The sequence below is a fragment of the Megasphaera sp. SW808 genome (assembly GCF_012027795.1).
Classification (GTDB): Bacteria; Bacillota; Negativicutes; order Veillonellales; family Megasphaeraceae; genus Megasphaera; species Megasphaera stantonii.
In genome coordinates this window covers 1-23,846 of sequence record NZ_SJOT01000030.1, presented here as the reverse complement: position 1 = coordinate 23,846, position 23,846 = coordinate 1, and the positions used below count along the sequence as shown (strand labels likewise).

16 protein-coding genes are annotated in these 23,846 nt (G+C 51.6%); 13 read left to right on the top strand and 3 right to left on the bottom strand.

Going from position 1 to position 23,846, the window contains the following annotated elements; all coding sequences use genetic code 11:
- The first annotated feature begins 3 nt into the window (after window positions 1-3).
- The 5 genes from E0L13_RS10210 (at window position 4) to E0L13_RS10190 (ending at window position 6,817) form a co-directional block, all read left to right on the top strand.
- Window positions 4-1,164: a UxaA family hydrolase gene (locus E0L13_RS10210; RefSeq protein WP_095629407.1), complete on the top strand. Its 1,161-nt coding sequence runs from the start codon at window positions 4-6 to the stop codon at window positions 1,162-1,164.
- Window positions 1,165-1,192: 28 nt separating this feature from the next.
- Window positions 1,193-2,086 carry a dihydrodipicolinate synthase family protein gene (locus E0L13_RS10205; RefSeq protein ID WP_107196799.1) on the top strand — a complete coding sequence of 298 codons (894 nt, stop codon included), beginning with the start codon at window positions 1,193-1,195 and terminating at the stop codon, window positions 2,084-2,086.
- Window positions 2,087-2,109: 23 nt separating this feature from the next.
- Complete coding sequence (locus E0L13_RS10200) at window positions 2,110-3,423, top strand: lactate racemase domain-containing protein (protein WP_168062180.1); 1,314 nt, start codon at window positions 2,110-2,112, stop codon at window positions 3,421-3,423.
- Between the two features lie 23 nt (window positions 3,424-3,446).
- Complete coding sequence (locus E0L13_RS10195; RefSeq protein ID WP_095629404.1) at window positions 3,447-4,715, top strand: MFS transporter; 1,269 nt, start codon at window positions 3,447-3,449, stop codon at window positions 4,713-4,715.
- A 131-nt stretch (window positions 4,716-4,846) separates the two neighbouring features.
- Window positions 4,847-6,817, top strand: coding sequence for a YjhG/YagF family D-xylonate dehydratase (locus E0L13_RS10190; protein ID WP_168062178.1), 1,971 nt, complete (start codon window positions 4,847-4,849; stop codon window positions 6,815-6,817).
- Window positions 6,818-6,988: 171 nt separating this feature from the next.
- Here E0L13_RS10190 and E0L13_RS10185 read toward each other — a convergent pair whose 3' ends face one another.
- Both E0L13_RS10185 and E0L13_RS10180 read right to left on the bottom strand, forming a co-directional pair.
- On the bottom strand, window positions 6,989-7,810 hold the full coding sequence (locus E0L13_RS10185; protein ID WP_168062177.1) for a Cof-type HAD-IIB family hydrolase: 822 nt from the start codon (window positions 7,808-7,810) through the stop codon (window positions 6,989-6,991).
- 70 nt (window positions 7,811-7,880) lie between these two features.
- Window positions 7,881-8,756 carry a DMT family transporter gene (locus E0L13_RS10180; protein WP_198643465.1) on the bottom strand — a complete coding sequence of 292 codons (876 nt, stop codon included), beginning with the start codon at window positions 8,754-8,756 and terminating at the stop codon, window positions 7,881-7,883.
- Between the two features lie 109 nt (window positions 8,757-8,865).
- Here E0L13_RS10180 and E0L13_RS10175 point away from each other — a divergent pair, with 109 nt between their 5' ends.
- The gene (locus E0L13_RS10175; RefSeq protein WP_206081628.1) at window positions 8,866-10,377 is read left to right on the top strand and encodes a phosphomannomutase/phosphoglucomutase; all 1,512 of its coding nucleotides are present in this window, start codon (window positions 8,866-8,868) and stop codon (window positions 10,375-10,377) included.
- Window positions 10,378-10,477: 100 nt separating this feature from the next.
- On the opposite strand, the gene pckA is transcribed toward E0L13_RS10175, so the two are convergent.
- Complete coding sequence (gene pckA, locus E0L13_RS10170) at window positions 10,478-12,076, bottom strand: phosphoenolpyruvate carboxykinase (ATP) (protein ID WP_087478112.1); 1,599 nt, start codon at window positions 12,074-12,076, stop codon at window positions 10,478-10,480.
- Between the two features lie 311 nt (window positions 12,077-12,387).
- Between pckA and htpG the strand changes: the two genes are divergently transcribed.
- The 7 genes from htpG (at window position 12,388) to E0L13_RS10135 (ending at window position 23,796) form a co-directional block, all read left to right on the top strand.
- The gene (gene htpG / locus E0L13_RS10165; protein WP_168062175.1) at window positions 12,388-14,337 is read left to right on the top strand and encodes a molecular chaperone HtpG; all 1,950 of its coding nucleotides are present in this window, start codon (window positions 12,388-12,390) and stop codon (window positions 14,335-14,337) included.
- 491 nt (window positions 14,338-14,828) lie between these two features.
- Window positions 14,829-16,988 (top strand): excinuclease ABC subunit UvrB, encoded by a 2,160-nt coding sequence (gene uvrB, locus E0L13_RS10160; protein ID WP_168062173.1) that lies wholly within the window; start codon window positions 14,829-14,831, stop codon window positions 16,986-16,988.
- Between the two features lie 3 nt (window positions 16,989-16,991).
- A complete protein-coding gene (uvrA, locus tag E0L13_RS10155) occupies window positions 16,992-19,853 on the top strand; it encodes an excinuclease ABC subunit UvrA (protein ID WP_168062171.1) in 2,862 nt (953 codons plus the stop codon).
- On the top strand, window positions 19,840-21,690 hold the full coding sequence (gene uvrC, locus E0L13_RS10150) for an excinuclease ABC subunit UvrC (RefSeq protein ID WP_168062169.1): 1,851 nt from the start codon (window positions 19,840-19,842) through the stop codon (window positions 21,688-21,690). The genes uvrA and uvrC overlap by 14 nt, the downstream gene beginning before the upstream one ends.
- 79 nt (window positions 21,691-21,769) lie before the next feature.
- Window positions 21,770-22,417 carry a DUF3298 and DUF4163 domain-containing protein gene (locus E0L13_RS10145; RefSeq protein WP_168062168.1) on the top strand — a complete coding sequence of 216 codons (648 nt, stop codon included), beginning with the start codon at window positions 21,770-21,772 and terminating at the stop codon, window positions 22,415-22,417.
- A gap of 90 nt (window positions 22,418-22,507) precedes the next feature.
- The gene (locus E0L13_RS10140) at window positions 22,508-22,669 is read left to right on the top strand and encodes a rubredoxin (protein ID WP_087478104.1); all 162 of its coding nucleotides are present in this window, start codon (window positions 22,508-22,510) and stop codon (window positions 22,667-22,669) included.
- Window positions 22,670-22,764: 95 nt separating this feature from the next.
- Entirely contained in the window at window positions 22,765-23,796 is a 1,032-nt protein-coding gene (locus E0L13_RS10135) for an alpha-hydroxy-acid oxidizing protein (protein ID WP_087478103.1), read from the top strand.
- The last annotated feature ends 50 nt before the right edge of the window (window positions 23,797-23,846 follow it).

Below are 23,846 nucleotides of genomic sequence, written 5' to 3'. Positions count from 1 at the left end.
GACATGAACTTTTTAGGATATAAAAGACCGGATGGCCGCGTTGGCGTACGCAATTACGTGTTAGTATTACCGGCAAGTGTTTGTGCAACTGATACAGCCCGTATTGTTTCTCAGCAGGTTCAGGGTACAGTCACTTTTCATAATCAAAATGGCTGTTCCCAAGTTCCGTCTGACCAACAGCTTACAATGGATATAATGGCAGGTTTCGCTGCTAATCCTAATATTTATGGTACTGTTGTTATATCGTTAGGTTGTGAAAACTGTCAGATGGATTTGGTTGTCAAAGCCATTCAAGAACGGACAAATAAGCCTATTAAGCAGGTTATCATTCAAGAATCTGGCGGAACGATCAAGGCTGTGGAAAAGGCTGTACGATATGCCAGAGAGATGGTAATTGAAGCCAGCATGGTTCAGCGGGAAGAATTTGATATTTCCCATTTAATTGTAGGTACGAACTGCGGTGGCTCTGACCCTACGTCGGGATTGGCTTCCAATCCGGTAGTTGGTGATCTGAGCGACCGTTTGGTTGATTTAGGTTCTACTTCTATTTTGAGTGAAACAACAGAATTTATTGGGGCTGAACACATTTTGGCTCGACGTGCTAAGAATGAAGAGGTTCGTAATCGTATTTTCGAAATTGTTCATCGCTATGAAAAAGCGCTTCAGCTCGTTGGTGAAGAAGTTCGGGAAGGCAATCCGTCTCCTGGTAACAAAGCCGGCGGCTTGACTACATTGGAAGAAAAATCTTTAGGATGTATTCATAAAGGTGGTCACCGAGAAATCAATGCCGTATATGATTATGCTAAACAAATTGATGAAAAAGGCCTGGTTATCATGGATACGCCGGGAAATGACTTTTCGTCTGTAGCGGGGATGGTTGCAGGCGGCTGCCAAGTTGTTGTCTTTACAACGGGACGAGGAAATGTCATGGGCAATCCTATTTGTCCTGTTATCAAACTTACTGGCAATAAGCTCACGTATGAGAAGATGGAAGATAACATGGATTTCAATGCTAGTCCTGTAATTTACGGACAAAAAACAATTGAAGAATTGGGTAAAGAATTGCTTGATTTGACGATTGAGGTAGCTAATGGCAAGCAGACAAAATCAGAAGCACTAGGTTTTATGGAAATAGCAATTGCTCGTGTATGTAATTATGTTTAAAAACTGAAAGTTGAGGAGCGTAACTTGTATGAAAAAAGCCGAATATTTTTCGCCAGTTGTAACTATTTTTGATCAAGATGGAAATGTTGATGCCAGTGGTAATAAACTCGTGTATGAACATTTAATTAAAGGCGGCGTAGATGGGATTGTTGTTATGGGCAGTTCGGGTGAATTTTTCGCTATGTCTATGGAGCAACGAAAGCAGCTGATTGATGTGGCAGTTTCTTGTATCAATCACAGAGTAAAGTTTTTAGTAGGAACAGGCTGCATGACTCCGAAGGAAACCGTTGAATTATCTAACTATGCTCTTCAAGCTGGTGCCGATGCTGTTATGATTATTGGGCCCTATTACTTTACCTTGGGAGCACAAAACATTGAATGGTATTATGACCAGATTCTTCCTCAGATTCAGGGCAATGTTTTCCTCTATAACTATCCCGGCGGTTCTGGATATGATTTGACTCCGGAAATTACATTGCGTCTTTTGCGCAAGCATAAGAACCTTGTAGGGTATAAGGATACGGTTGACAACTTTGGACATACAAGAGCATTGATTAATGCGACAAAAGGCGAGTTCCCTGACTTTATCGTAATGTCTGGATTTGATGAAAGCTTGATGCATACAATGCTGAGCGGAGGAAATGGATGCATTGGCGGGTTGTCAAATATTGCTCCCGAAGTATGTTCGGCTTGGGTAAAAGCTATTAATGATGGAAATGTAGCAGACATAGAAAAATACCAAAAAATTATTAATTCATTGATGAATTTCTATACGATTAACGAGCCATTCCTTCCTGCAGTAAAGACGGCAATGTCTCTGCGAGGATTGAATATTTCTACGCATTGTCTTGAATTTAATCCGATTACGGCGGAGCAAGTTCAGCAAGTAGAGAAAATTTTACAAGATAATGGCTTAAAATAATTATTTTGAAAGGAGAGAGCAAAATGGATGCTAACATTATTGCAAATTTGTGCCAGGATATTGCGATTCCCAAAATGGTAAAGGTAAAACAGCATTTTGATCCTTCGTATATTGCGCCTGAAGACATTCCGCAAGTTATTTGGAAGGAATTAGATCGGGATATCATAGCATCTCAGATCAAAACGGGAATGTCGATTGCCATTACCTGCGGCAGCCGCGGTGTTGCGAACATTGATATCATCATTAAAGCTGTTGTTGACTATGTAAAACAAAAAGGCGGAAGCCCCTTTGTATTTCCTGCTATGGGCAGTCATGGCGGTGCAACTCCGGAAGGTCAGCTTGAAATCGTTAATGGGTATGGTGTTACGGAAGAAGCCATGGGATGTCCTATCAAAGCATCGATGGAAACGAAGCAGATTGGCGTTACTGATGATGGACGGCCTGTATTTATCGATAAATATGCTTCGGAAGCCGACGGCATTATTATGGTTGGCCGCATTAAAGCTCATACGCAGTTTGTAGGTCCGTATGAAAGCGGCCTCATGAAAATGGCTGTTATCGGCATGGGTAAGCAGCATGGTGCAGAAGGCGTTCATGAACAGGGCTTCCCTAAAATGGCTGAAAATCTGCAGCGATACGGTAAAGTTATTTTAAAGAATGCGCCTATTATTTGTGGCATCGGCACCATTGAAAACGCATTTGATCAGACCTATAAATTAACAGCACTTACACCTGATGAAATTATTGAACAAGAGCCGAGTCTTCTTTTGGAAGCCAAGAAAATAATGGGACATATTCTTATTGACAATGCTGATGTTCTCATTGTTGATGAAATTGGCAAAAATATCAGCGGTGATGGCATGGACCCGAATGTTTCCGGTACTTTGCCTCGTGAAACGGGTGTTCCTCGCGGTGCTGATGGCTCTGAACCGCGTATTGGTAATTTCAAAGCAAAACGTGTTGTAGTTCTTGATTTAACGGAAGAAACTCATGGTAATGCGAATGGTTTAGGTTTAGCAGATGTCACGACACAGCGGTGTGTAGATAAGATCATAAATGAAATGGCTTATCCTAATGCTATTACCTCTACTCTTCTTGAAATGGTTAAAATTCCGTTCTGGACTCCTAATGACAGATTGGCTGTACAAGCTGCTGTTAAAACCTGTGCAGGTGCTGATAAACTTCAACCTCGCATTATTCGTATTAAGAATACAATGGAAATTGAGGAAATTGAAGTTTCTGAAGTCTTGATTCCGGAAGTAGAAGCTAATCCTAATATGGAAATCATAGGGGAAGTAGCTCCTATGCAGTTTGATGAAAATGGCAATTTATTCTAAACGCTTGAATGGAGTGAAATAAGATGGCTGAAGCAATTGCTAAAAATATTCCGGGAAAACGATGGACTCGGATTATTCCGCCCTGTATTTTAGTTTACATTTTTGGTTTTATGGATAGAACAAATATTGGTTTTGCTATGGCTGGAGGCATGAGTGAAGAACTGCAGATGACTGCAACGCTCTCTGGTTTGGCAGCTGGTATTTTCTTCGTTGGGTATATGGTTCTTCAGGTTCCTGGCGGTGCATTGGCTGAAAAAGGACATGCTAAGAAGTTTATTGCTGGAGCTATCTTGGCATGGAGTATCATGTGTGTGCTGTTAGGTTTTGTTGATACGGCGGCGCATATGCTGATTCTCCGATTCCTTATTGGCGTTGCTGAAGGCGGCGTTTGGCCGGCAGTTCTCGTTATTCTCAGCCACTGGTTCCCAGCTTCGGAACGCGGCAGAGCGAATTCATACTTTATCATGAACATCGCTATTGCCTCTATTATTACCGGTCCTGTTTCTGGTTGGCTTGTAACGAGCTATGGCTGGCGTTCCGTATTTATCGTCGAAGGTCTCGTATCCTTGCTTTTGATCTTCGTATGGTGGCCGATGATTAGTGAAGATCCTAAAACGGCTAAATGGCTCTCAGAAGAAGAACGCAATTACATCGTCAGTGCACGTGAAGCTGAACAGGCTGCTATTAGCGGTGAAACCGGGAAGGTTTCTTTAGGACAGATTTTTGGCAGTCTTAACATGTGGAAATTGATTTTGATTTACTTCGCATACCAGACGGGGATTTACGGTTTTGCTATGTGGCTGCCTACTATTATTCGCGATCTTACATCTTCCAGCATGACAATGATTGGTTTCCTTTCGACCATTCCGTATTTTGCTTGCATGGCTGGTTTGTACATCTTCGGACATCTTTCTGACAGAAGCGGTAACCGTAAGAAATACGTTGCTCTTCCTCTGTTAGGTTTTGCTCTCTGCTTCTTGGCATCGGTATTGTTCCAAGCACAGCCTTGGGTATCCTTTGCTTTCCTTTGTGGTTGCGGGCTTTTCTTACAGTGCGCTTCCGGTATTTTCTGGACGATTCCTACGTTGCTTTTCCCGGCTAATGTTGCCGGTGGCTCCATGGGCATTATCAACGCATTGGGGAATTTGGGCGGCTTCGTCGGACCCTTTATCGTAGGTTATCTTACGACGCAGTTCATGTCTATTTTTGCTGGTGTTTATTTCTTGGCAGCCTGCTTGTTTGCTGGCTTCCTGCTCACGCTGACGCTGCCTAAGAAAACAGAAGGAAAATAATAAATATATAAAACGATACCATATGTCGTTTATGTGAAAAAGAGAGGATGTCTCGTTAATAAACGGCGGCATCCTCTCTTTTTATACTCTTTGATGTGGTAATTTTAATCGGTATTAAGAAGGAGAAATGTATGTCTATTAAAAATTTGTATACAAATGAACCGCAAGGTATCTATGATGCCGTAACGCATGCAGACGGACCTAAGGGGACGTTGCCCTTGACGCCGGATATGTTGAAGACATTACCTAGCGGAAATATTTTTGGCATGACTATGAATGCAGGTGAAGGCTGGAATACGGATACCTTAGCTAATGGCGATGTAATGATCATAAGCACAAAAGGCGGACTCCGTAATCCGGATGGCAGTCCGATCGCTGTTGGGCTTCATCAAGGTCATTATGAATTGGATATTCAGGTTGCAGAAGCGGCAGATGAAATTAAAAATATGGGATTAGTTCCTTACGCAGCTTTTGTTTCTGACCCTTGTGATGGCCGTACTCAGGGGACGATTGGTATGTTTGATTCTTTGCCGTACCGCAATGATGCAGCTATCGTTATGAAACGGCTGATTCGTTCTCTTCCGACTCGTAAAGCTGTTGTTGGCATTGCCTCCTGTGATAAGGGGTTACCGGCAACGATGATGGCTTTGGCCAGCATGCATGATATTGCTACAGTTTTAGTTCCGGGTGGTTCTACTCTGATGCCGAATAAAGGGGAAGACCTTGGTACAGTACAGACAATCAGCGTGCGCTTTGCTAATGGGGAATTATCTTATGAAGATGCTATTCGCCTTGGCTGCAGTTCTTGTGCAAGTTCCGGCGGCGGCTGTCAGTTCTTTGGTACAGCTGGAACCTCACAGGTAATTGGAGAATCTTTAGGCTTGGCGTTAACTCATTCTGCCTTGGCTCCGTCTGGATCTGTAATTTGGAAAGATATTGCCAGAAAATCGGCTATTGCAGCTGTTGAAATGGAAAAGAATGGTATTACGACTAAAGATGTCTTGACTGATCACGCTATTGAAAATGCTATGATTCTTCATGCAGCCTTTGGCGGTTCGACGAATTTATTGCTTCATTTGCCAGCTATTGCATATGCTGCTGGCTGCAGAAGACCAACTGTTGAAGATTGGGCACGTATTAATAAGGAAGTTCCGCGCTTGGTCAGTGTATTACCAATTGGACCGGTCAATTATCCGACAGCGGCAGCATTCTTGGCTGGCGGTGTTCCGGAAGTTATGCTGCATTTGCGCAAATTAGGCTTGCTGCATGAAGATGTAATGACAGTTACCGGCAGTACTCTTGGTGAAAATCTTGATTGGTGGGAAAATTCGGAACGGCGTCAAGCATGCCGCAAACGTTTGCAGGAAGTGGATAATCTTGATCCTAATGAAGTTATTTTCTCTCCTGAAAAAGCTAAAGAAAAGGGTATTGGTTCGACAGTTACGTTCCCTGTTGGCAATATTGCTCCGGAAGGTGCAGTTGTCAAATCTACAGCCATTGACCCGAGTGTAATTGACGATGACCATGTATTCAGACATACTGCTAAAGTTAAGGTATTTACTTCTGAAAAAGCTGCTATTACTGCTTTGGAAGAACCTGGCCGAATTGTTGCTGGCGATATCATGGTTGTCATGGGCGGCGGTCCGTTGGGAACAGGGATGGAAGAAACATATCAGCTGACGTCTGCTTTGAAGAATTTACCTTTTGGTAAACATGTGTCCTTGATTACAGATGCTCGGTTCTCCGGTGTTTCTACTGGCGCTTGCTTTGGACATGTTGGACCTGAAGCATTGGCAGGGGGCCCCATTGGTAAATTGAGAGACGGCGATATTGTAGAAATTATTGTCGATACGGTTAAACTTGAAGGCAGTTTGAACTTTATCGGCACAGAAGATCAGCCTATGACCTATGAGGAAGGTGCTGCTGAATTAGCTAAACGTGAAACGAATCCGGATGTCCGTCCTGATGAAGATTTGCCGGATGATACGCGGTTATGGGCTGCGTTGCAGGATGTAAGCGGAGGCGCCTGGAAAGGCACTGTTTACGATGTAGATCAAATTATAAAAGTATTGAATGCAGGCAAAAAAGTATTAGGCTTATAAGTCCTAAATGAATTTGTTTGCAGAAAGTGTGTTATTTCAATAGTATAATTTGTTAACCCTCATAATCCATAAAATATATGATGAACTAACAAGGCATGCCTAACGGGTCTGAGACTCGCAGGGCATGCCTTGTTGGCGTGATGCAATATATCGTTTGCTTTATTGAACGGGTTATTTCAATACGAAAGTTTCAATGGCTTCGCCGACGGCTCCGTCGTTGTTCGTCGCGTCGGTGACGACGCTGCAGTATTGGCGGATTAGGGGATTTAAATTATGGACGCCTACGCTGAGGCCGGCGGCCTGGAGCATTTCAATGTCGTTGATATTGTCGCCGATAGCCATCGTTTCTTCAGGCTGTACGCCGAGCATGGCGGCTAATTTGAGGAGGGCGACGCCCTTCGTGACGCCCTTGTGCATGAACTCGATGTAGCGGTTGCTGGAAAAGCTGACTGCAATGTCGTCGAGAAGAGGCATCATTTCGGCGTGGATTTCCTGCAGGCGGCTGTAGTCGGTGTGCATGATGATGAGCTTGCAGACTTCTTCCTTGCCGCGCAGGAAGTCGAGGGTCTTTTCCGCCGTCGGCACGTAAGCCATGCGGCCGCGGAGGAAATCTTCTTCGTCAGGCGTGATGCCGCTGATGTATACGGTGTCGCGGGTGTAGATGTGCATGCAGAGGCCGTAGGACGCGCTTTTTCGGTAAATCGTATCGGCCAGGTCGAAGGGAATCGGGTCCCAGAACAGGGAGCGGTGCCCTTTGTTTTCCGTGATGCTGGCTCCGTTGAAGCCGATGACGTATTGGCCGGCTTCGTCGAACAGGTTCAGCGTTTTCAAGACGCCTTCGACGGAGCGGAATCCCCGTCCCGTGCAGGGCACGAATTTGACGCCCTGGGCTTTTGCTTTTGCAATGGCTTCAATATTGCGGCGGCAGATGGAGGCGTCGCTGCTGAGCAGGGTTTCGTCCATGTCGCATGCAATGATTTTATAGGTTGGCATGTAGGTACTCTCCTTTTTTTCTATGCAGTATACACATAGTCTAGCATGGAATGATTCCTTCTGCAAATGGTCAGGCCTTCAATTCACTGACCAATGTTGAGCCTAAGACGAGGACTGCGCCGATGATGCTGGTCATGCCGAGGGGCTCGCCGAGGACGACGGCCGACAGCAGGATGGCGAAAATCGGGTCCAGGTAGCTGAACAGGGCGATGGTCTGGGCTTTTAAGGACTGCATGGAGCCGAAGTAAAAGACGTAGGCAAAGCCTGTATGGACGACGCCGACGACGAGGAACATGGCCAGGCTGAAGGGAGAGGCGTCCAGAGCAGTGACGTTTTCCGTCAAGAGGACATAGGGCATCAGCAGCAGGGCTCCCAGACCAAGCTGGACGATGGTTTTATCGTAGGCGGCCATAGGCTTGATTTTTTTATTGAAGATGACGATGCAGGCGTAGCAGCAGGCGGCGCACAGGCCGAAGAACACGCCGGTCATGTTGGCGCTGCCGCCTTCCTGGCCGATGCCCGATACGAGGACCATGCCGGCCAGCGCCGTCAGGACGCAGAGAAATTTGCGGGCCGTCAGCTTTTCTTTCAGGAAAATCGGCGAGACCAGGATGACGATGATCGGGGCCATGTAATAACATAGCGTCGCCGTTGCGATGGACGTGTAGCGGTAGGCTTCGAAGAGGAAGGTCCAGTTGCCGCACAGGGCCGCGCCGGACAGGCAGAGGAGAAGCAGGTTTTGCCGGATATCCGGCCAGGATATGGGGATGCCCTTGCCTTTGATGAACAGAAATAAAAAGGCCGTGCCGATGATGCCGCGGCCGACGGCGATGACGCTGGACGGCAGGGGGATGTAGCGGACGAAAATGCCGATGGTACCGAAGATGAGCATAGCTAAAATCATCATGGATTTTGCTTTGTTTTCGAGCGTATCCGGTTGGTTCATGAAAATCTCCTTTACAGCATAGAGTTATTTGTGAAGACGCGCCTTGTTTTTTGCGGCGCTTTCCATTACTATTATAATATAGAATTACTAATATTGGGAGTGAACGATTATGATTACAGAATCAGATATGATGAAGTTGCAGAACGGCAGCGACGTCCGCGGCGTCGCCGTAGAAGGCGTTCCCGGCGAGCCCGTGACGCTGTTTCCCGAAGCGGCGAACCGCATTGCCGCCGGCTTTGCCTCCTTTTTAGCGGAAAAGACGGGCAAACCTGTCGACAGCCTGCGCGTTGCCGTCGGCCATGATTCGCGTATTTCTGCCGGCACGATGAAGCAGGCCGTGCTGGAAGGCCTCTGCGCCTGCGGCGTAGCCGGGTTTGACTGCGGCTTGGCTTCGACGCCGGCTATGTTCATGTCGATTATCTTCGAATCGACTCATATGGACGGAGCCATCATGATTACGGCCAGCCATTTGCCGTACAACCGCAACGGCTTGAAATTCTTTACGAAAGACGGCGGTCTGGAAAAGGCTGATATTAAAGACGTCCTGACCCGGGCGGCGTCGCTGGAAGAAACACACGGCGATGTGTCCGGCGTGCAGACGCTGCCGATTATCGATATATATGCCGAGCACCTGTGCTCTAAAATCCGCGACGGCGTAGGCGCTGGCCCGGACAGCAAGCCCTTGGAAGGCATGCACATCGTCGTCGATGCCGGCAACGGCGCAGGCGGCTTCTTTGCCTCGAAGGTCCTCGACGTCCTCGGCGCCGATACGACGGGCAGCCAGTTCCTCGAACCGGACGGCATGTTCCCCAATCATATTCCGAATCCGGAAAATAAAGAGGCCATGGCGGCGATCAGCAAAGCTGTTCTCGACAACCATGCCGATTTGGGCCTCATTTTCGATACGGACGTAGACCGCATGAGCGCCGTCCTGCCCGATGGTGAAGCCATCAACCGCAACGCCCTCATCGCCATGATGGCGGCCATCTTGGCTCCCGACTATCCGGGCAGCACCATCGTCACGGACTCGGTCACGTCGGACGAGCTGACGGCCTTCCTGCAAGATGAGCTTCATCTCATCCATCACCGCTACATGCGGGGCTATAAAAACGTCATCAACGAATGCATCCGCCTCAACCAGAGCGGCGTCGTATCGCCCTTAGCGATTGAAACGTCGGGCCACGGCGCGCTGAGCGAAAACTACTACCTCGACGACGGCGCCTATTTGGCGGTCAAGCTGCTCATTGCGGCGGCCCAGGCCAATAAAGCGGGGAAAGCTGTCGGCGATTTGGTCGCAAACTTGAAGCATCCGGCTGAAAGCAAGGAATACCGCCTCAAAATTCAGGGCACAGACGACGTAAAGGCTTACGGCGAAAGGGTACTGCAAGCCTTTGAAGAACGGGCTGTCGCTGCCGGCGTCGTCGTCGCCAAGCCGTCGTACGAAGGCGTGCGCCTCGTATTCCCTGAAGGCTGGGCGCTCCTGCGCATGTCCCTCCACGACCCGAACATGCCGCTGAACGTCGAAAGCAAGGAAGAAGGCGGCTGCCAGGATATCATTGGCCACGTTAAATCATTCCTGGATGGGTTCGACTGCCTGGACATGACTGTATTCGACACCTAAAGAAGCTGTTAAAGAAGCTGTTAACATGATATAAGAAAACCGTAAGGAAAGGGCGAAACGCCTCTCCTTACGGTTTTTTACATGAAAGAAGTATCAGGCCTTAGGGCTTGGCCTTTGGTTTCGGGCCGGCGTCGCTGACTTCTTCCGGGACGTCGGGATATTTTTCCGTGAAGTTTTCCTGGAACATGGCGGCGACCTTGTCGGCCATGATGTCGTAGGATTTTTTATTGGCCCACGTATCGCGCGGGTTGAGGATCTGATTGGGGACGCCCGGGCAGGACTGGGGCACGTCGACGTTGAAGCGGCTGTCGTGCTTGTAGGGGACCGAATCGAGGCGGCCGTTCAGGGCTGCCGTAATCATGGCGCGGGTGTACTTGAGGTCCATGCGGCTGCCGATGCCGTAGGGGCCGCCGGTCCAGCCGGTGTTGACCAGGAAGACCTTCGTATGATACGTTTCGATTCGTTCGCCCAGCATGCCGGCGTAGATTTCCGGAGCCAGGGGCATAAAGGGTTCGCCGAACAAGGTGGAGAAGGTCGGCACCGGCTCGGTAATGCCTTGTTCCGTGCCGGCTACTTTCGACGTAAAGCCGGTGATGAAGTGGTACATAGCCGCTTCCTTGCTGAGGCGGGAGATAGGCGGCAGGACGCCGAAGCTGTCGGCCGTCAGGAAGATGATGACCTTCGGGATGCCGCCGATGCCGGGAATGGCCGCGTTAGGAATGTAGTCGATGGGATAGCCGACGCGGGTGTTTTCCGTATACTTGCTGTCGAAATAGTTCGGCCGCCGCGTCGCCGGGTCGAGGACGACGTTTTCGACGAGGCTGCCCGAACGGATGGCGTTGTAAATGTCTGGTTCCTTTTCGGGGTTCAGGTTGATGCACTTGGCATAGCAGCCGCCTTCAAAGTTGAAGATGCCCCGCGGCGACCAGCCGTGTTCGTCGTCGCCGATGAGCTTGCGGTTCGGGTCTGCTGACAAGGTCGTTTTCCCCGTGCCGGACAAACCGAAGAAGATGGCCGTTTCCTTCGTGACCGGGTCCATATTGGCCGAGCAGTGCATGGGCAGGACGCCTTCGTCAGGCAGGAAGTAGTTCATGACGGAGAAGACGCTCTTTTTGATTTCACCGGCGTACTGCGTGCCGGCGATGAGGACGACCCGCGTTTCGTAGTCGATGATGATCGCCGCTTCGGAACGGACGCCGTCCGTCTTCGGGTCGCAGCGGTAGCCCGGCGTGACGATGACCGTAAAGTCCGGGTCGCCGAACTGGCTCAATTCGTCGGCCGTCGGGCGGATGAGCAGGTTGCGGATAAACAGGTTTTCGCTGGCTAATTCATTGATGATGCGGAATTTTTTGCGGCATATTAAATCGGCGCCGGCAAAGCCATCGAAGAGGAAGATATCGCGGTTCTGCAGATAAGCCGTCATCTTAGCCTTCAAGGCGTCAAACTTTTCCCGCGAAATCGGGCGGTTGACGTTGTTCCAGGCGATGTATTCATGAATAGCCGGCGTGTCGACGATAAATTTGTCCTTCGGCGAACGGCCCGTGTATTTCCCAGTCTGGACGACTAAGGCTCCCGTGTCGCTCAGCATGCCTTCGCCGCGAATCAGGGCCTGCTCGGTCAGCCAGGCCGGAGACATATTGCGGTACACGTTGGCCGGGTAAAAAATTCCGATTCGTTCTAATCCATACGTATGTATCATGATATAATACCCCCCTGCTGTATAGTGGATACGCTGACGCGTATATATGATAAAAAATCATGCATATATTGTATATCACTTATTATAGACCTGATGACGGCAGGATTCAACGCATATGTATAATACATTATATAATAAATAACCTACCCTAAATGACGAGGAGAAATATTTTGGCAGATAGAAGGCTGGATTTGCCGCAGATTTGCAAGTTTGCTATTGACTATTTGACTTTTTATTGTATTATATAAAAGGGAGTTGGCACTCTGATGCTAAGAGTGCTAACATATTCTGAATAAAGGAGATTGTTGAACATGGCGAAAGAAACCTTTGAATTCCAAGCGGAAACGAAACAACTGCTGGACTTGATGGTTCATTCCATTTATACGAATCACGAAATATTTTTACGGGAACTGATTTCCAACGCATCCGACGCGATCGATAAGCTGCATTACGAATCGCTGACGAATAACGACCTTCTCGAAGGCGATACGGCCTTTGAAATCCATTTGACGCCGGATGAAGACAAGCATACCCTGACGATTTCCGATAACGGCATCGGCATGAATAAAGACGAGCTCATGCAGAACTTGGGCACCATTGCCAAATCGGGCACGAAGGCCTTTTTGGAAAAGCTGAAGGAAGCCCAGGAAGGCGGCAGCGTCGACAAAGACCTGATCGGCCAGTTCGGCGTCGGTTTTTATTCGGCCTTCATGGTCGCCGATACGGTGACGGTCGTCACCCGCAAGGCCGGTGAAACAGAAGCCTATAAATGGGAATCGGCAGGCGACGGCCAGTATACGCTGGAAACCTGTGAAAAGCCGAAGCACGGCACGACGATTATCCTGACCTTGGGCAAGGAATTTTACGGCGGCGAAACGGAAGAAAACTACACGGACAAATACCTGCTGGAAAGCCTGGTTAAGAAATATTCCGACTACATCCGCTATCCCATTACGATGGACTTCACGACAAAGGAAAAGCCGAAGGACGCCGACGGAAAGGTTATTGAAGACGCACCGGAAGAAGAACATACGGAAACGCGGACCCTCAACTCCATGCAGCCCTTGTGGACCCGCAATAAAGCGGACATTAAGCCCGAAGAATACCGTGAATTTTTCCAGCATCAGTTCTACGAATGGGATGAACCGATGGAAATTTTCCACAGCCGCGTCGAAGGCAACGTCGAATACACGTCGCTGCTGTTCATTCCGGGCAGCGCGCCTTTCAACCTGTACTACGCCGACTATGAATCGGGCGTGCAGCTCTATTCGCGCCACGTATTCATCATGGATAAATGCAAGGATTTATTGCCTGATTACCTGCGCTTCGTAAAAGGCCTCGTCGATTCGCCGGATTTGTCCCTGAACATTTCCCGCGAACTGCTCCAGCAGAGCCGCGAACTCAAGCTCATCGGCCGCAATCTGGAAAAGAACATCCTCAAGACGCTGGCCCGCAAGCTCGATAAAGACCGCGAAGCCTATGAAAAATTCTGGGCTGAATATGGGAAATCCTTAAAAATTGGCATCTACAGCGGTATGATGACTGGTGAAAACAACGTCGATAAATTAAAAGACCTGCTCCTGTTCATGTCGTCTAAAGACGGTAAGCTCTGCTCGCTGAAAGAATATGTCAGCCGCATGAAGGATGGCCAAGAAAAGATTTATTACGCTACAGGGAAAGACAAAGCCGCTATCGATGCCTTGCCGCAGATGGAAATGCTCCGCGACAGGGATATTGAAGTCTTGTGCATGACCGATCCCGTTGATGAATTTGCCGTAGAAGCTATTCGTGAATACGAAGGCAAGAAATTCCACTCCATCAGCCGCGGCGATCTGGATTTGGAAGACGAAGCATTCAAAGAAGAAAAGAAGAAGAACGAAGACCTAGCTAAGAGCAACGAAGGTCTTCTGAAGGATATGAAAGAACTCCTCGACGGCAAAGTTGTCGACGTCCGCTTGTCCAACCGCTTAAAGAGCGGCGCCGTCTGCCTCGTCGCCGACGCGGCTGGCCCGTCCCTGGCTATGGAACAGGCCTTTGCCGCTGCCGATAACCCGATGCTCAAGGCGCGCCGTATCTTGGAAATTAATCCGCAGCATCAGCTCTTCGCTAAGCTTCAGGGAATTCACGAAGCTGGCAAGGATACGCCGGAATTCAAAGACTACTGCAAGATGCTTTACGATCAAGCCCTGCTTCTTGAAGGCATCATGCCTGACGATCCGGCAGCCTTTGCCAATAAAGTCGCTGAAATGATGGCAAAATAATATAGCCTGTTTATTATGACGAGAGTCCCTGTCGGGGCTCTCGTTTTTGTGTGGAAAAAATGCGGTTAGAAGCCGTATGGTTTTACCACATGGAATGATATAATAAATGTAAACGAAAGAGAATGAGGCGGAACCCATACATTTAGGTATTCGGGAGGGTGTATTGCAGGGAATCCGGCAGCTGACAGAATACGGGGGCATCATATTCCCTTCGAACGTGCGAGGCGAGTATAAACGGGCCAGCGAATTTGGCTGTAGACAAAGAATTGCTGACGTGTTCATAGTGCGGATCGCATCGATGTAAGCTGCCTGTGCAGGATACATTGCTGCAATCTGTCGAAAAACGGGTAAACGTACTGCACTATAATATGTTTTTTTATATTGAGGGGAACTAATTGGTTTCAGAAGTATCTGTACATACGTTTGCAGCCGTGCTATACTAATGTAATCAATAATAATTATTTTTTACTATGCCATGGCAGGAGAGAGTTATGGATATACAGTCGTATTTGAATAAGGACTATGATACGTCACGGCCGTTTCGCGTGGTAGCACCGTATAAGCCCATGGGCGACCAGCCCGAGGCGATTGCCTCGTTGGCTGACGGCATCAAGTCCGGCCAATGGGCGCAGGTATTGCTTGGTGCAACGGGGACAGGCAAGACGTTTACGATGGCCAAGGTCATCGAGGCCGTGCAGAAGCCGACGCTGGTCATCGCGCATAACAAGACGCTGGCGGCCCAGCTGTGCAGCGAATTCAAGGCCTTTTTCCCAGACAACGAAGTGGCCTATTTCGTTAGCTATTACGATTACTATCAGCCAGAGGCGTACATTGCGTCTACAGATACATATATCGAAAAGGACGCGTCGATTAACGATGAAATCGACAAGCTGCGCCATTCGTCGACGATGAGCCTGTTTGAACGGCGCGACGTCATCATCGTGGCCTCCGTGTCCTGTATCTACGGCTTAGGCGACCCGGAGGATTACAGCGATCTTGTCGTGTCGCTGCGGCTGGGGCAGGAAAAGACGCAGGAAGAGATTCTTCACAAGCTCGTCGATATCCAGTACTCCCGCAACGATATGAATCTCGAACGGGGTACCTTCCGCGTTCACGGCGATACGATAGAAGTATTTCCGGCGGCCTTCGACAACTCCGTCATCCGCATTGAAATGTTCGGCGACGAAATCGACAGGCTGACGGAGGTCGACGTGCTGACCGGCGAGGTCGTGGCCGAGCGCAAGCACGTGGCCATTTATCCGGCCAGCCATTATGTCACGACGAAGGAAAAAATGGATAAGGCCCTGAAGACGATCGAGGCCGAGCTGGAAGAACGATTGGCTGTCCTGAAGGAAGGGGGCCATTTGCTGGAAGCGCAGCGGCTGGAGCAGCGGACGCGGTACGATATGGAAATGATGATGGAAATGGGCTACTGCTCGGGCATCGAAAACTATTCCCGCCATCTGGCAGGGCGTAAGGCCGGCGAAGCGCCGTACACGCTCCTCGATTATTTTCCCGACGATTTCCTCATCATGATCGACGAATCGCACGTCACCTTGCCCCAGCTGCGGGCTATGTACGCCGGCGACCGGTCGCGGAAGGAAAACCTCATCGAATACGGGTTCCGCCTGCCGTCGGCGCTGGACAACAGGCCGCTGAAATTTGAAGAGTTCGTCGAAAGGATTAACCAGATTATCTACGTCAGCGCGACGCCGGGGCCCTATGAAATGGAGGTCCAGACCAATCTGGCCCAGCAGATTATCCGCCCGACGGGGCTCCTGGACCCGAAGGTCGAAGTGCGGCCCATTGCCGGGCAGATGGATGATTTGCTGGGTGAAATACGGAAACGGACTGAAAAGAACGAACGCGTGCTGGTGACGACGCTGACCAAGAAGATGGCCGAGGATTTGACCGATTATCTAAAGGAAATGGGCGTCCTCGTCCGCTATCTCCATTCGGATATTGCGACGATCGAGCGGGCCGAAATCATCCGCGACCTGCGGGCCGGCGTATTCGACGTCCTCGTCGGCATCAACCTGCTGCGCGAAGGGCTGGACATGCCGGAAGTGTCCCTCGTAGCGATTCTCGACGCCGATAAGGAAGGCTTCCTTCGTTCCGATACATCTCTCATCCAGACGATGGGGCGGGCGGCGCGAAACGTCGACGGCACGGTCATCATGTATGCCGACAAGATTACCGATTCCATGGCCCGGGCTATGGACGAGACGAAGCGGCGCCGCGAGGTGCAGGACGCTTACAATCGAAAGCATCATATTACGCCGAAATCCGTCAAGAAAGACGTGGTAAACCTCATCGAGCTGACGAAGGTCGCCGAAGACCAGGCCCAATATAAGGGCAAGGGCGAAAAGCTGACGAAAGAGGCTTTGCATAAGGTCATCAACACCGTGACCCAGCAGATGAAGACGGCGGCGAAAAATCTGGAATTTGAAAAGGCGGCGGAATTGCGCGACCGCCTGGGGCAGCTGCGGCAGCAGCTGGCTGATATGAGCCATGACGACACGCTGCCCAAGGAGCTGCAGGGCGAGGACATGCCCTCGTCCCGGTATGTGCGCAAGGTGCGCCGGCCCGACGCGCGGCGGAAAAAGCCGGACTCGCCGGGCAAAGCTAAGGCAAAAAGGAGTAAAACGTAACCTATGCAGGAACCATATATCAGTATCAAAGGTGCGAGACAGCACAATTTGAAAAATATAGATGTAAAAATTCCCCGCGATAAGCTCGTCGTCTTTACGGGCTTATCCGGTTCGGGGAAATCGTCTCTGGCCTTCGACACGATTTACGCCGAAGGCCAGCGGCGTTATGTCGAATCCTTGTCGGCTTATGCCCGCCAGTTTTTAGGACAGATGGACAAGCCCGACGTCGACTATATCGAAGGTTTGTCGCCGGCTATTTCCATCGACCAGAAGACGACGAGCCGCAATCCCCGCTCGACTGTAGGCACAGTCACAGAAATCTACGACTACCTGCGCCTGCTCTACGCCCGCGTAGGCGACGCCTACTGCCCGAAGTGCGGAAAGCCTATCCGCCAGCAGACGATCGAGCAGATGGCCGACTCCGTCATGGCTCTCGGCGCGGGGGAAAAGGTCATGGTCATGGCTCCCGTCGTCGACGGCCGCAAGGGAACGCATCAGAAGGTGCTGGCCGGCCTGGTGCGGGACGGCTATGTCCGCGTCCGCGTCGACGGCGAGGTATATCTGCTGTCTGACGATATTCCCCTGGACAAGAATAAGAAGCACACGATCGACGTGGTCATCGACCGGCTGGTCATTAAAGACAGCATCCTGACCCGCCTGACCGATTCGCTGGAAACAGCGGCCAAGCTGGCCGGCGGCATCGTCCATATCCTGCGCATGAGCACGGACGAAGTGCTGACCTTCAGCCAGCATTTCGCCTGCCCTGACTGCCATGTGAGCCTGCCGGAAATCGAGCCCCATCTCTTTTCCTTCAACAGCCCCTTCGGCGCCTGCCCGGCCTGTTCCGGCATCGGCAGCACCATGGAGGTCGATCCCCATTTGGTACTGCCTGATAAAACGAAATCCTTTGCCGACGGCGCTATTGCAGCCTTGAGCAGCAATCCCGATTCGTGGTTTATGCGCCAGCTCGGCGGCTTGCTCAAGCCCTATGGCTTTACGCTGGACAGCAGCTATGACGAGCTGCCCGGCGAGCTGCAGGAAAAGCTGATGTGGGGCTCTGACGACACGTGCGTCTTTGAGTATGAAAACCTGCGCGGCGAAGTGAAGCAGTACGCCACGGCCTTTGAAGGCGTCATTCCCATGGTGCGCCGCCGCTATAAGGAGGCGTCGTCCGACATGATGCGCGACCAGTTCGAGCAGTTTATGTCGGTCAAGCCCTGCACGACGTGCGGCGGCACTCGCCTGCGCCATGAAGCGCTGGCTATTAAAATCGGCGGCCTCAATATTTCCGAGCTGACCGATTTGACTGTCGGCGACATGATTCGATTTTTTGACGGCTTGGAGCTGACGGAAAAACAGCAGATGATCGGCCGGCAGATTTTTAAGGAAATCCGGGCCCGCCTGGAATTTCTTCAGACCGTAGGCCTGGAATACCTGACCTTGTCCCGTACGGCCGGCACCTTGTCGGGCGGCGAAGCGCAGCGCATCCGCCTGGCGACGCAGATCGGCTCCGGTCTGGTCGGCGTTTTATACATCCTCGACGAGCCGTCTATCGGCCTCCATCAGAGGGACAACGACAAGCTGCTCCAGGCCTTGAAGCACCTCCGCGACTTGGGCAATACGCTCATCGTCGTCGAGCATGACGAGGATACGATGTGGGCCGCCGATTATATACTGGACATCGGCCCTGCGGCGGGAGAGCACGGCGGTGAAATCGTGGCCCAGGGGACGGCAGAGGATATTATGGCCTGCGAGCAGTCCCTGACGGGACAGTATTTAAAGGGGGCGAAATATATCCCTATTCCGGAGGAGCGGCGCCAGGGCAACGGGACGTATATCGAAGTCATCGGCGCGGCGGAGCACAACTTGAAGGCCATCGACGTATCGATTCCCATCGGCACCCTGACCGTCGTGACGGGCGTATCGGGGTCGGGCAAGTCGACGCTGGTCAACGAAATCCTGTATAAGGGATTGGCTGAGGCCGTATACGGCACGCCCCATTGTCCCGGCAAGTTCAGGGAAATCAGGGGAACGGAATATATCGATAAGATCATCAACATCGACCAATCGCCTATTGGCCGTACGCCCCGTTCCAATCCGGCGACGTATACAGGCGTCTTCGATTTCATCCGCCAGCTGTACAGCCAGACGCCGGAAGCAAAGGTGAGAGGCTACAAGGCCGGGCGGTTCAGCTTCAACATCAAGGGCGGCCGCTGTGAGGCCTGCCGCGGCGACGGCATCATCCGCATCGAAATGAACTTCCTTCCCGACGTATACGTGCCCTGCGAGGTATGCCACGGCGCGCGCTACAACAGGGAGACGCTGGAAGTTAAATACAAGGGGAAGACCATATCGGACGTCCTCAACATGACTGTCGACGACGCCTGTGATTTCTTTGAAAATATTCCCCGCATCCTCAATAAGCTGCGGACCCTGCAGGACGTGGGGCTGGGCTATATCCGCCTCGGCCAGCCGGCGACGACCTTATCGGGCGGCGAAGCGCAGCGCGTCAAGCTGGCGACGGAGCTGTCCAAGCGCAGTACAGGCCGGACGCTGTACATCCTCGACGAACCGACGACGGGCCTCCATGCCGCCGATATTCATAAGCTCATGGACGTACTGCAGATGCTCGTCGACGGCGGCGATACGGTTGTAGTCATCGAGCACAACCTCGACGTCGTCAAGGCGGCGGATTATCTCGTCGATTTAGGCCCTGAAGGCGGCGACGGCGGCGGCACAGTCGTAGCGACGGGGACGCCGGAGGATATCTGCCAGGTGCCGCAGTCCTATACGGGAAGATTCCTGAAGCCCGTATTGGAACGGACGAAGGACTTGATGAAGGGGAACTGCCATGGCCTTGAGTGAAGCCGTACTCGATAAGGTACGAAATTTGACGATCCAGCCCGGCGTGTACTTGTGGAAAAACGACAAGGGACAGATCATTTACGTCGGCAAGGCTGTGAATCTGCGCAACCGCGTGCGCAGCTACGTCCGGCACGACGCCAAGCGCGCGCCTAAGGTGTCGGCGATGATGAGCCACGCCGCCGATGTGGAAACTATCGTCGTGGCCAACGAGATGGAAGCGCTCATACTGGAAAACACGCTGATTAAAAAGCATCGTCCGCGCTACAATATTATGCTGCGCGACGATAAGACCTATCCGTATATCAAGGTGACCGTGCAGGAAGACTATCCGCGGGTCTTTATGACACGCCGCGTCCATCGCGACGGCGCCCGCTATTTCGGTCCCTTTGCCGATGCTGGCGCCGTCCATCGCGTGCTGAAGCTCATCCAGCGGGCCTTTCGCATCCGCTCCTGCCGGACGATGCAGGCCAACCGGCCCTGTCTGCAGTACCATCTGCATCATTGCGACGCACCGTGCGTCCATTACATTACGAAGGGCGAATACGGCAAGCTCGTGGAACAGGCCGTCGACATACTGGAAGGACGCGATACGGGCGTCGTACGAAAGCTGCAGGAGCAGATGGAATCAGCGGCGGAAGCCATGGAGTTCGAAAAGGCCGCTATGTACCGCGACCAGATAACTGCCGTCAAGGTGATTCAGGAGCAGCAGAACATTACGACTGTCGGCGGCGGTGATATGGACGTCCTCGGCTTTGCCGGCGATGCTGGGCAGACCTGCGTTCAGATTTACACCATCCGCCAGGGCCGCCTCATGGGGCGGGAGACCTTCAGCCTGGAAAACAGCGCCGACGAAACGGCGGCCGCCCTGACGTCTGCCGTATTGGATCAGTATTACGTCGACGGCGTGTTCGTGCCTAAGGAAATCATCGTCTCGGCTGTAGAGGATAAAGAGGATTATGAACGGCGGCTGACGCTGCAGAAGGGGCAGAACGTGGCTTTAGTCATCCCGCAGCGGGGTATCAAGAAGAAGCTGCTGACCATGGCCGAGGATAACGCCCGCGTCCTTCTCGAACAGCGCCGCCTCCAGTGGCAGCACGATACGGACAAGACCAGCGGAGCCGTCGAAGCCTTGGCCCGCGTCCTCGACCTGCCGCGCCTGCCGGAGCGCATGGAATGCTTCGACATATCCCACACGCAGGGGATTGAAACGGTCGCGTCGATGGTCGTCTTTGAGCACGGCCGGCCGGCGAAGCAGGAGTACCGGCGGTTTAAGCTGAAAACCGTGCAGGGGAAACCTGACGATTTCAAATCCATGGCGGAAATCATGGGCCGCCGCTACGGAGAGCGGGATTGGCCCGCTCCGGACCTCATCGTCATCGACGGCGGCAAGGGACAGCTTCACGCCGCCCTGCCTATCATCCGAGAGGCGGGGTGCGAAGCGCCGGTTATCAGTCTGGCCAAGCGGATAGAAGAAGTATTCGTTGAAGGGCGGAGCGATTCGATTATCCTGAGCCATCACACGCCGGAGCTGCAGCTGCTCCAGGCTATCCGCGACGAGGCGCACCGTTTTGCCATTACGTATCACCGCAGCCTTCGGGGCAAGCGGAATCTCGTGTCTATCCTGGATCACATCGAAGGCATCGGGCCGAAACGGCGCAAGGCCTTGTGGGGAGCCTTTAAAAATCTGGACGCCATGAAGGCGGCTACGGTAGAAGAGCTGGCCGCCGTGCCGGGCATGACCCGGCAGGCTGCGGAAAACGTCTATTACTTTTTCCGCCTGGGAACGGATGAAAAGAGGAAAGTCGTGGAAAATAAGGCGGATTTACAGAATGTTTAAAGATTATCCCTGAAATACAATGGCATTTGCTTTTTGAACTATGGTATAATAAAGCATATACAGTACGCAGGAGGTAGGTATGATGAAAGAAAAATTAGCGGCCGTGCTGTGCGCCGCCTTGCTGGTCGGCTCGTTATCCTTCGCCGCGGCCCCGGCGACGGTGCAGGATGCGCAGAAGGCCGTATACACGAAATCAAACGGCAGCACGCTGACGATACAGTATCCGGCAGTTTCCGTCGCCGGCAACGCTGCAGCCAGCCAGAAAATCGCGCAATACTTTATAGAAGAACAAGCCAAGGCCAAGGCGTTTTTTGATAAAGAAAGCATGGAAGGCATGAAGATGACTGAAGAAAAGTCGTACGTCGTGACGCTCAACGACGGCAAGTATCTGTCCTTCATCGACCAGGGCTATATCTATTTTGACAAGGCCGCCCACCCGACGAGCTGGAAGCACGGCGTGACCTTCGATTTGGAAACGGGCGAACGGCTGGACTGGCAGGATTTGGTACGGCCAGAGGATGCGGAATTCTTTACGCTGGACCGCATCAACGCCAAGATTTTCCTGAGCAAGTATCAGCTGTCCACATATTTCGAAGGTCTGACGGAGCTGCCGAAGAATTATTACCTCGACGAAAACAAGGTCATCCACTTCATTTTCGGGCAGTATGAAATCGCGCCGTACTCGACGGGTATCGTCGACATCAGCATGGGTAAAAAGGCAAAATAAGGTTGCAAAATATCGTCCCGTATGGTATGATAGTTAAGGATTATCAATAATCGATATTTATTAATGTTTCTTTTTAGGGAGGTTTTTTCAATGGATAAATACGAATGCACCATCTGCGGTTACATTTATGACGAAGCTGAAGGCGACGCTGAAAACAACGTAGCAGCTGGCACGAAATTTGCCGATTTGCCGGAAGACTGGGCATGCCCGACCTGCGGCGCTGGTAAAGACGCTTTCGTAAAAATGGACTAATTCCAAAAGAATTAGCGTAAGTTGTTAGTAAAAGCTTACTATCATGTGGTATACTCATGATAGTAAGCTTTTTTTGTTAAAGGAGGAATATTGCAATGGATATGAAGGAAATTCGCGAACAGGCTAAAAAACGGATGAAAGGCTGCCGCGTCTGTCCGGAGTGCAACGGCAAAGCCTGTGTCGGCATGATTCCCGGCTTCGGCGGACTGCGGACAGGCCGTTCCTTTGCGCGCAACTTGGAATCGCTGCAGGAGTACGGCTTGATCATGCGCAGCATGTCGGGCGTAGAAGAACCGTCGACGGCCGTTGAAATTTTTGGCAAGACCCTGAGCCTGCCTATACTCATCGCGCCGGTAGGCGGCATCGTCCTGAACGCTCAGGTCGACGGCGACCCGGAAGAGGAAGAAATCAAATACGACGAAGCCGTTACGCAGGGGGCGATGGAAGCCGGCACGTGGGCCTTCACCGGTGACAGCGGCGCGCCGTACATGTACTCTTCGGGCATCGCGTCCTGTAAAAAGCGTCCGGGCTGCGTCGTCCCGACGATTAAGCCGCGGGAAGACGACAAGATCATCGAAAAGGCCGTATTGGCGGAACAGTCAGGCGCTCCGGCCGTGGCCTGCGATATCGACGCGGCGACGTTGATCAATATGCGCATTTTCGGCCAGCCTGTCGGCCCGAAGAGCGCTGAAAGCATTGCGAAGGTAGCGGCGTCCATTCAGATTCCCTTTATCGTAAAGGGCGTCATGTCGGCGGAAGAAGCGTTGGCCTGCGCGGAAGCGGGAGCTAAGGGCATCGTCGTCAGCAACCACGGCGGCCGCGTACTGGACGGTATGGTCGGCACGGCCGACGTACTGCCGGAAATCGCCGAAGCCGTCAAGGGGCGGATTACGATCTTTGCCGACGGCGGCGTCCGTCACGGCGAAGACGTATTGAAGCTCATTGCTCTAGGCGCCGACGCCGTCCTCGTCGGCCGTCCGGCAGCCGTTGCGGCCATCGGCGGCGGCGCGGAAGGCGTCAAGCTGATGCTGGATACGTTTAAGCGCGAATTGTGCGACGCCATGATGATTACGGGCGTGCGGGATATCCGCTGCGTCAATCCCCGCATCCTCAAAAAATTAAAATAACCGCGTCGTCTTTCAGACGCAAAAAAAAACAAGCCGGGCGCTTGAACTGC

Bases quoted from the DNA above. Each gene is read 5' to 3' on its own strand.
- htpG (WP_168062175.1), top strand. From the start codon at position 12,388: ATGGCGAAAGAAACCTTTGAATTCCAAGCGGAAACGAAACAACTGCTG.
- pckA (WP_087478112.1), bottom strand. From the start codon at position 12,076: ATGATACATACGTATGGATTAGAACGAATCGGAATTTTTTACCCGGCC.
- E0L13_RS10185 (WP_168062177.1), bottom strand. From the start codon at position 7,810: ATGCCAACCTATAAAATCATTGCATGCGACATGGACGAAACCCTGCTC.
- E0L13_RS10205 (WP_107196799.1), top strand. From the start codon at position 1,193: ATGAAAAAAGCCGAATATTTTTCGCCAGTTGTAACTATTTTTGATCAA.
- E0L13_RS10210 (WP_095629407.1), top strand. From the start codon at position 4: ATGAACTTTTTAGGATATAAAAGACCGGATGGCCGCGTTGGCGTACGC.
- E0L13_RS10195 (WP_095629404.1), top strand. From the start codon at position 3,447: ATGGCTGAAGCAATTGCTAAAAATATTCCGGGAAAACGATGGACTCGG.
- E0L13_RS10200 (WP_168062180.1), top strand. From the start codon at position 2,110: ATGGATGCTAACATTATTGCAAATTTGTGCCAGGATATTGCGATTCCC.
- E0L13_RS10175 (WP_206081628.1), top strand. From the start codon at position 8,866: ATGATTACAGAATCAGATATGATGAAGTTGCAGAACGGCAGCGACGTC.
- uvrC (WP_168062169.1), top strand. From the start codon at position 19,840: ATGGCCTTGAGTGAAGCCGTACTCGATAAGGTACGAAATTTGACGATC.
- uvrA (WP_168062171.1), top strand. From the start codon at position 16,992: ATGCAGGAACCATATATCAGTATCAAAGGTGCGAGACAGCACAATTTG.
- uvrB (WP_168062173.1), top strand. From the start codon at position 14,829: ATGGATATACAGTCGTATTTGAATAAGGACTATGATACGTCACGGCCG.
- E0L13_RS10190 (WP_168062178.1), top strand. From the start codon at position 4,847: ATGTCTATTAAAAATTTGTATACAAATGAACCGCAAGGTATCTATGAT.
- E0L13_RS10145 (WP_168062168.1), top strand. From the start codon at position 21,770: ATGATGAAAGAAAAATTAGCGGCCGTGCTGTGCGCCGCCTTGCTGGTC.
- E0L13_RS10135 (WP_087478103.1), top strand. From the start codon at position 22,765: ATGGATATGAAGGAAATTCGCGAACAGGCTAAAAAACGGATGAAAGGC.
- E0L13_RS10140 (WP_087478104.1), top strand. From the start codon at position 22,508: ATGGATAAATACGAATGCACCATCTGCGGTTACATTTATGACGAAGCT.
- E0L13_RS10180 (WP_198643465.1), bottom strand. From the start codon at position 8,756: ATGAACCAACCGGATACGCTCGAAAACAAAGCAAAATCCATGATGATT.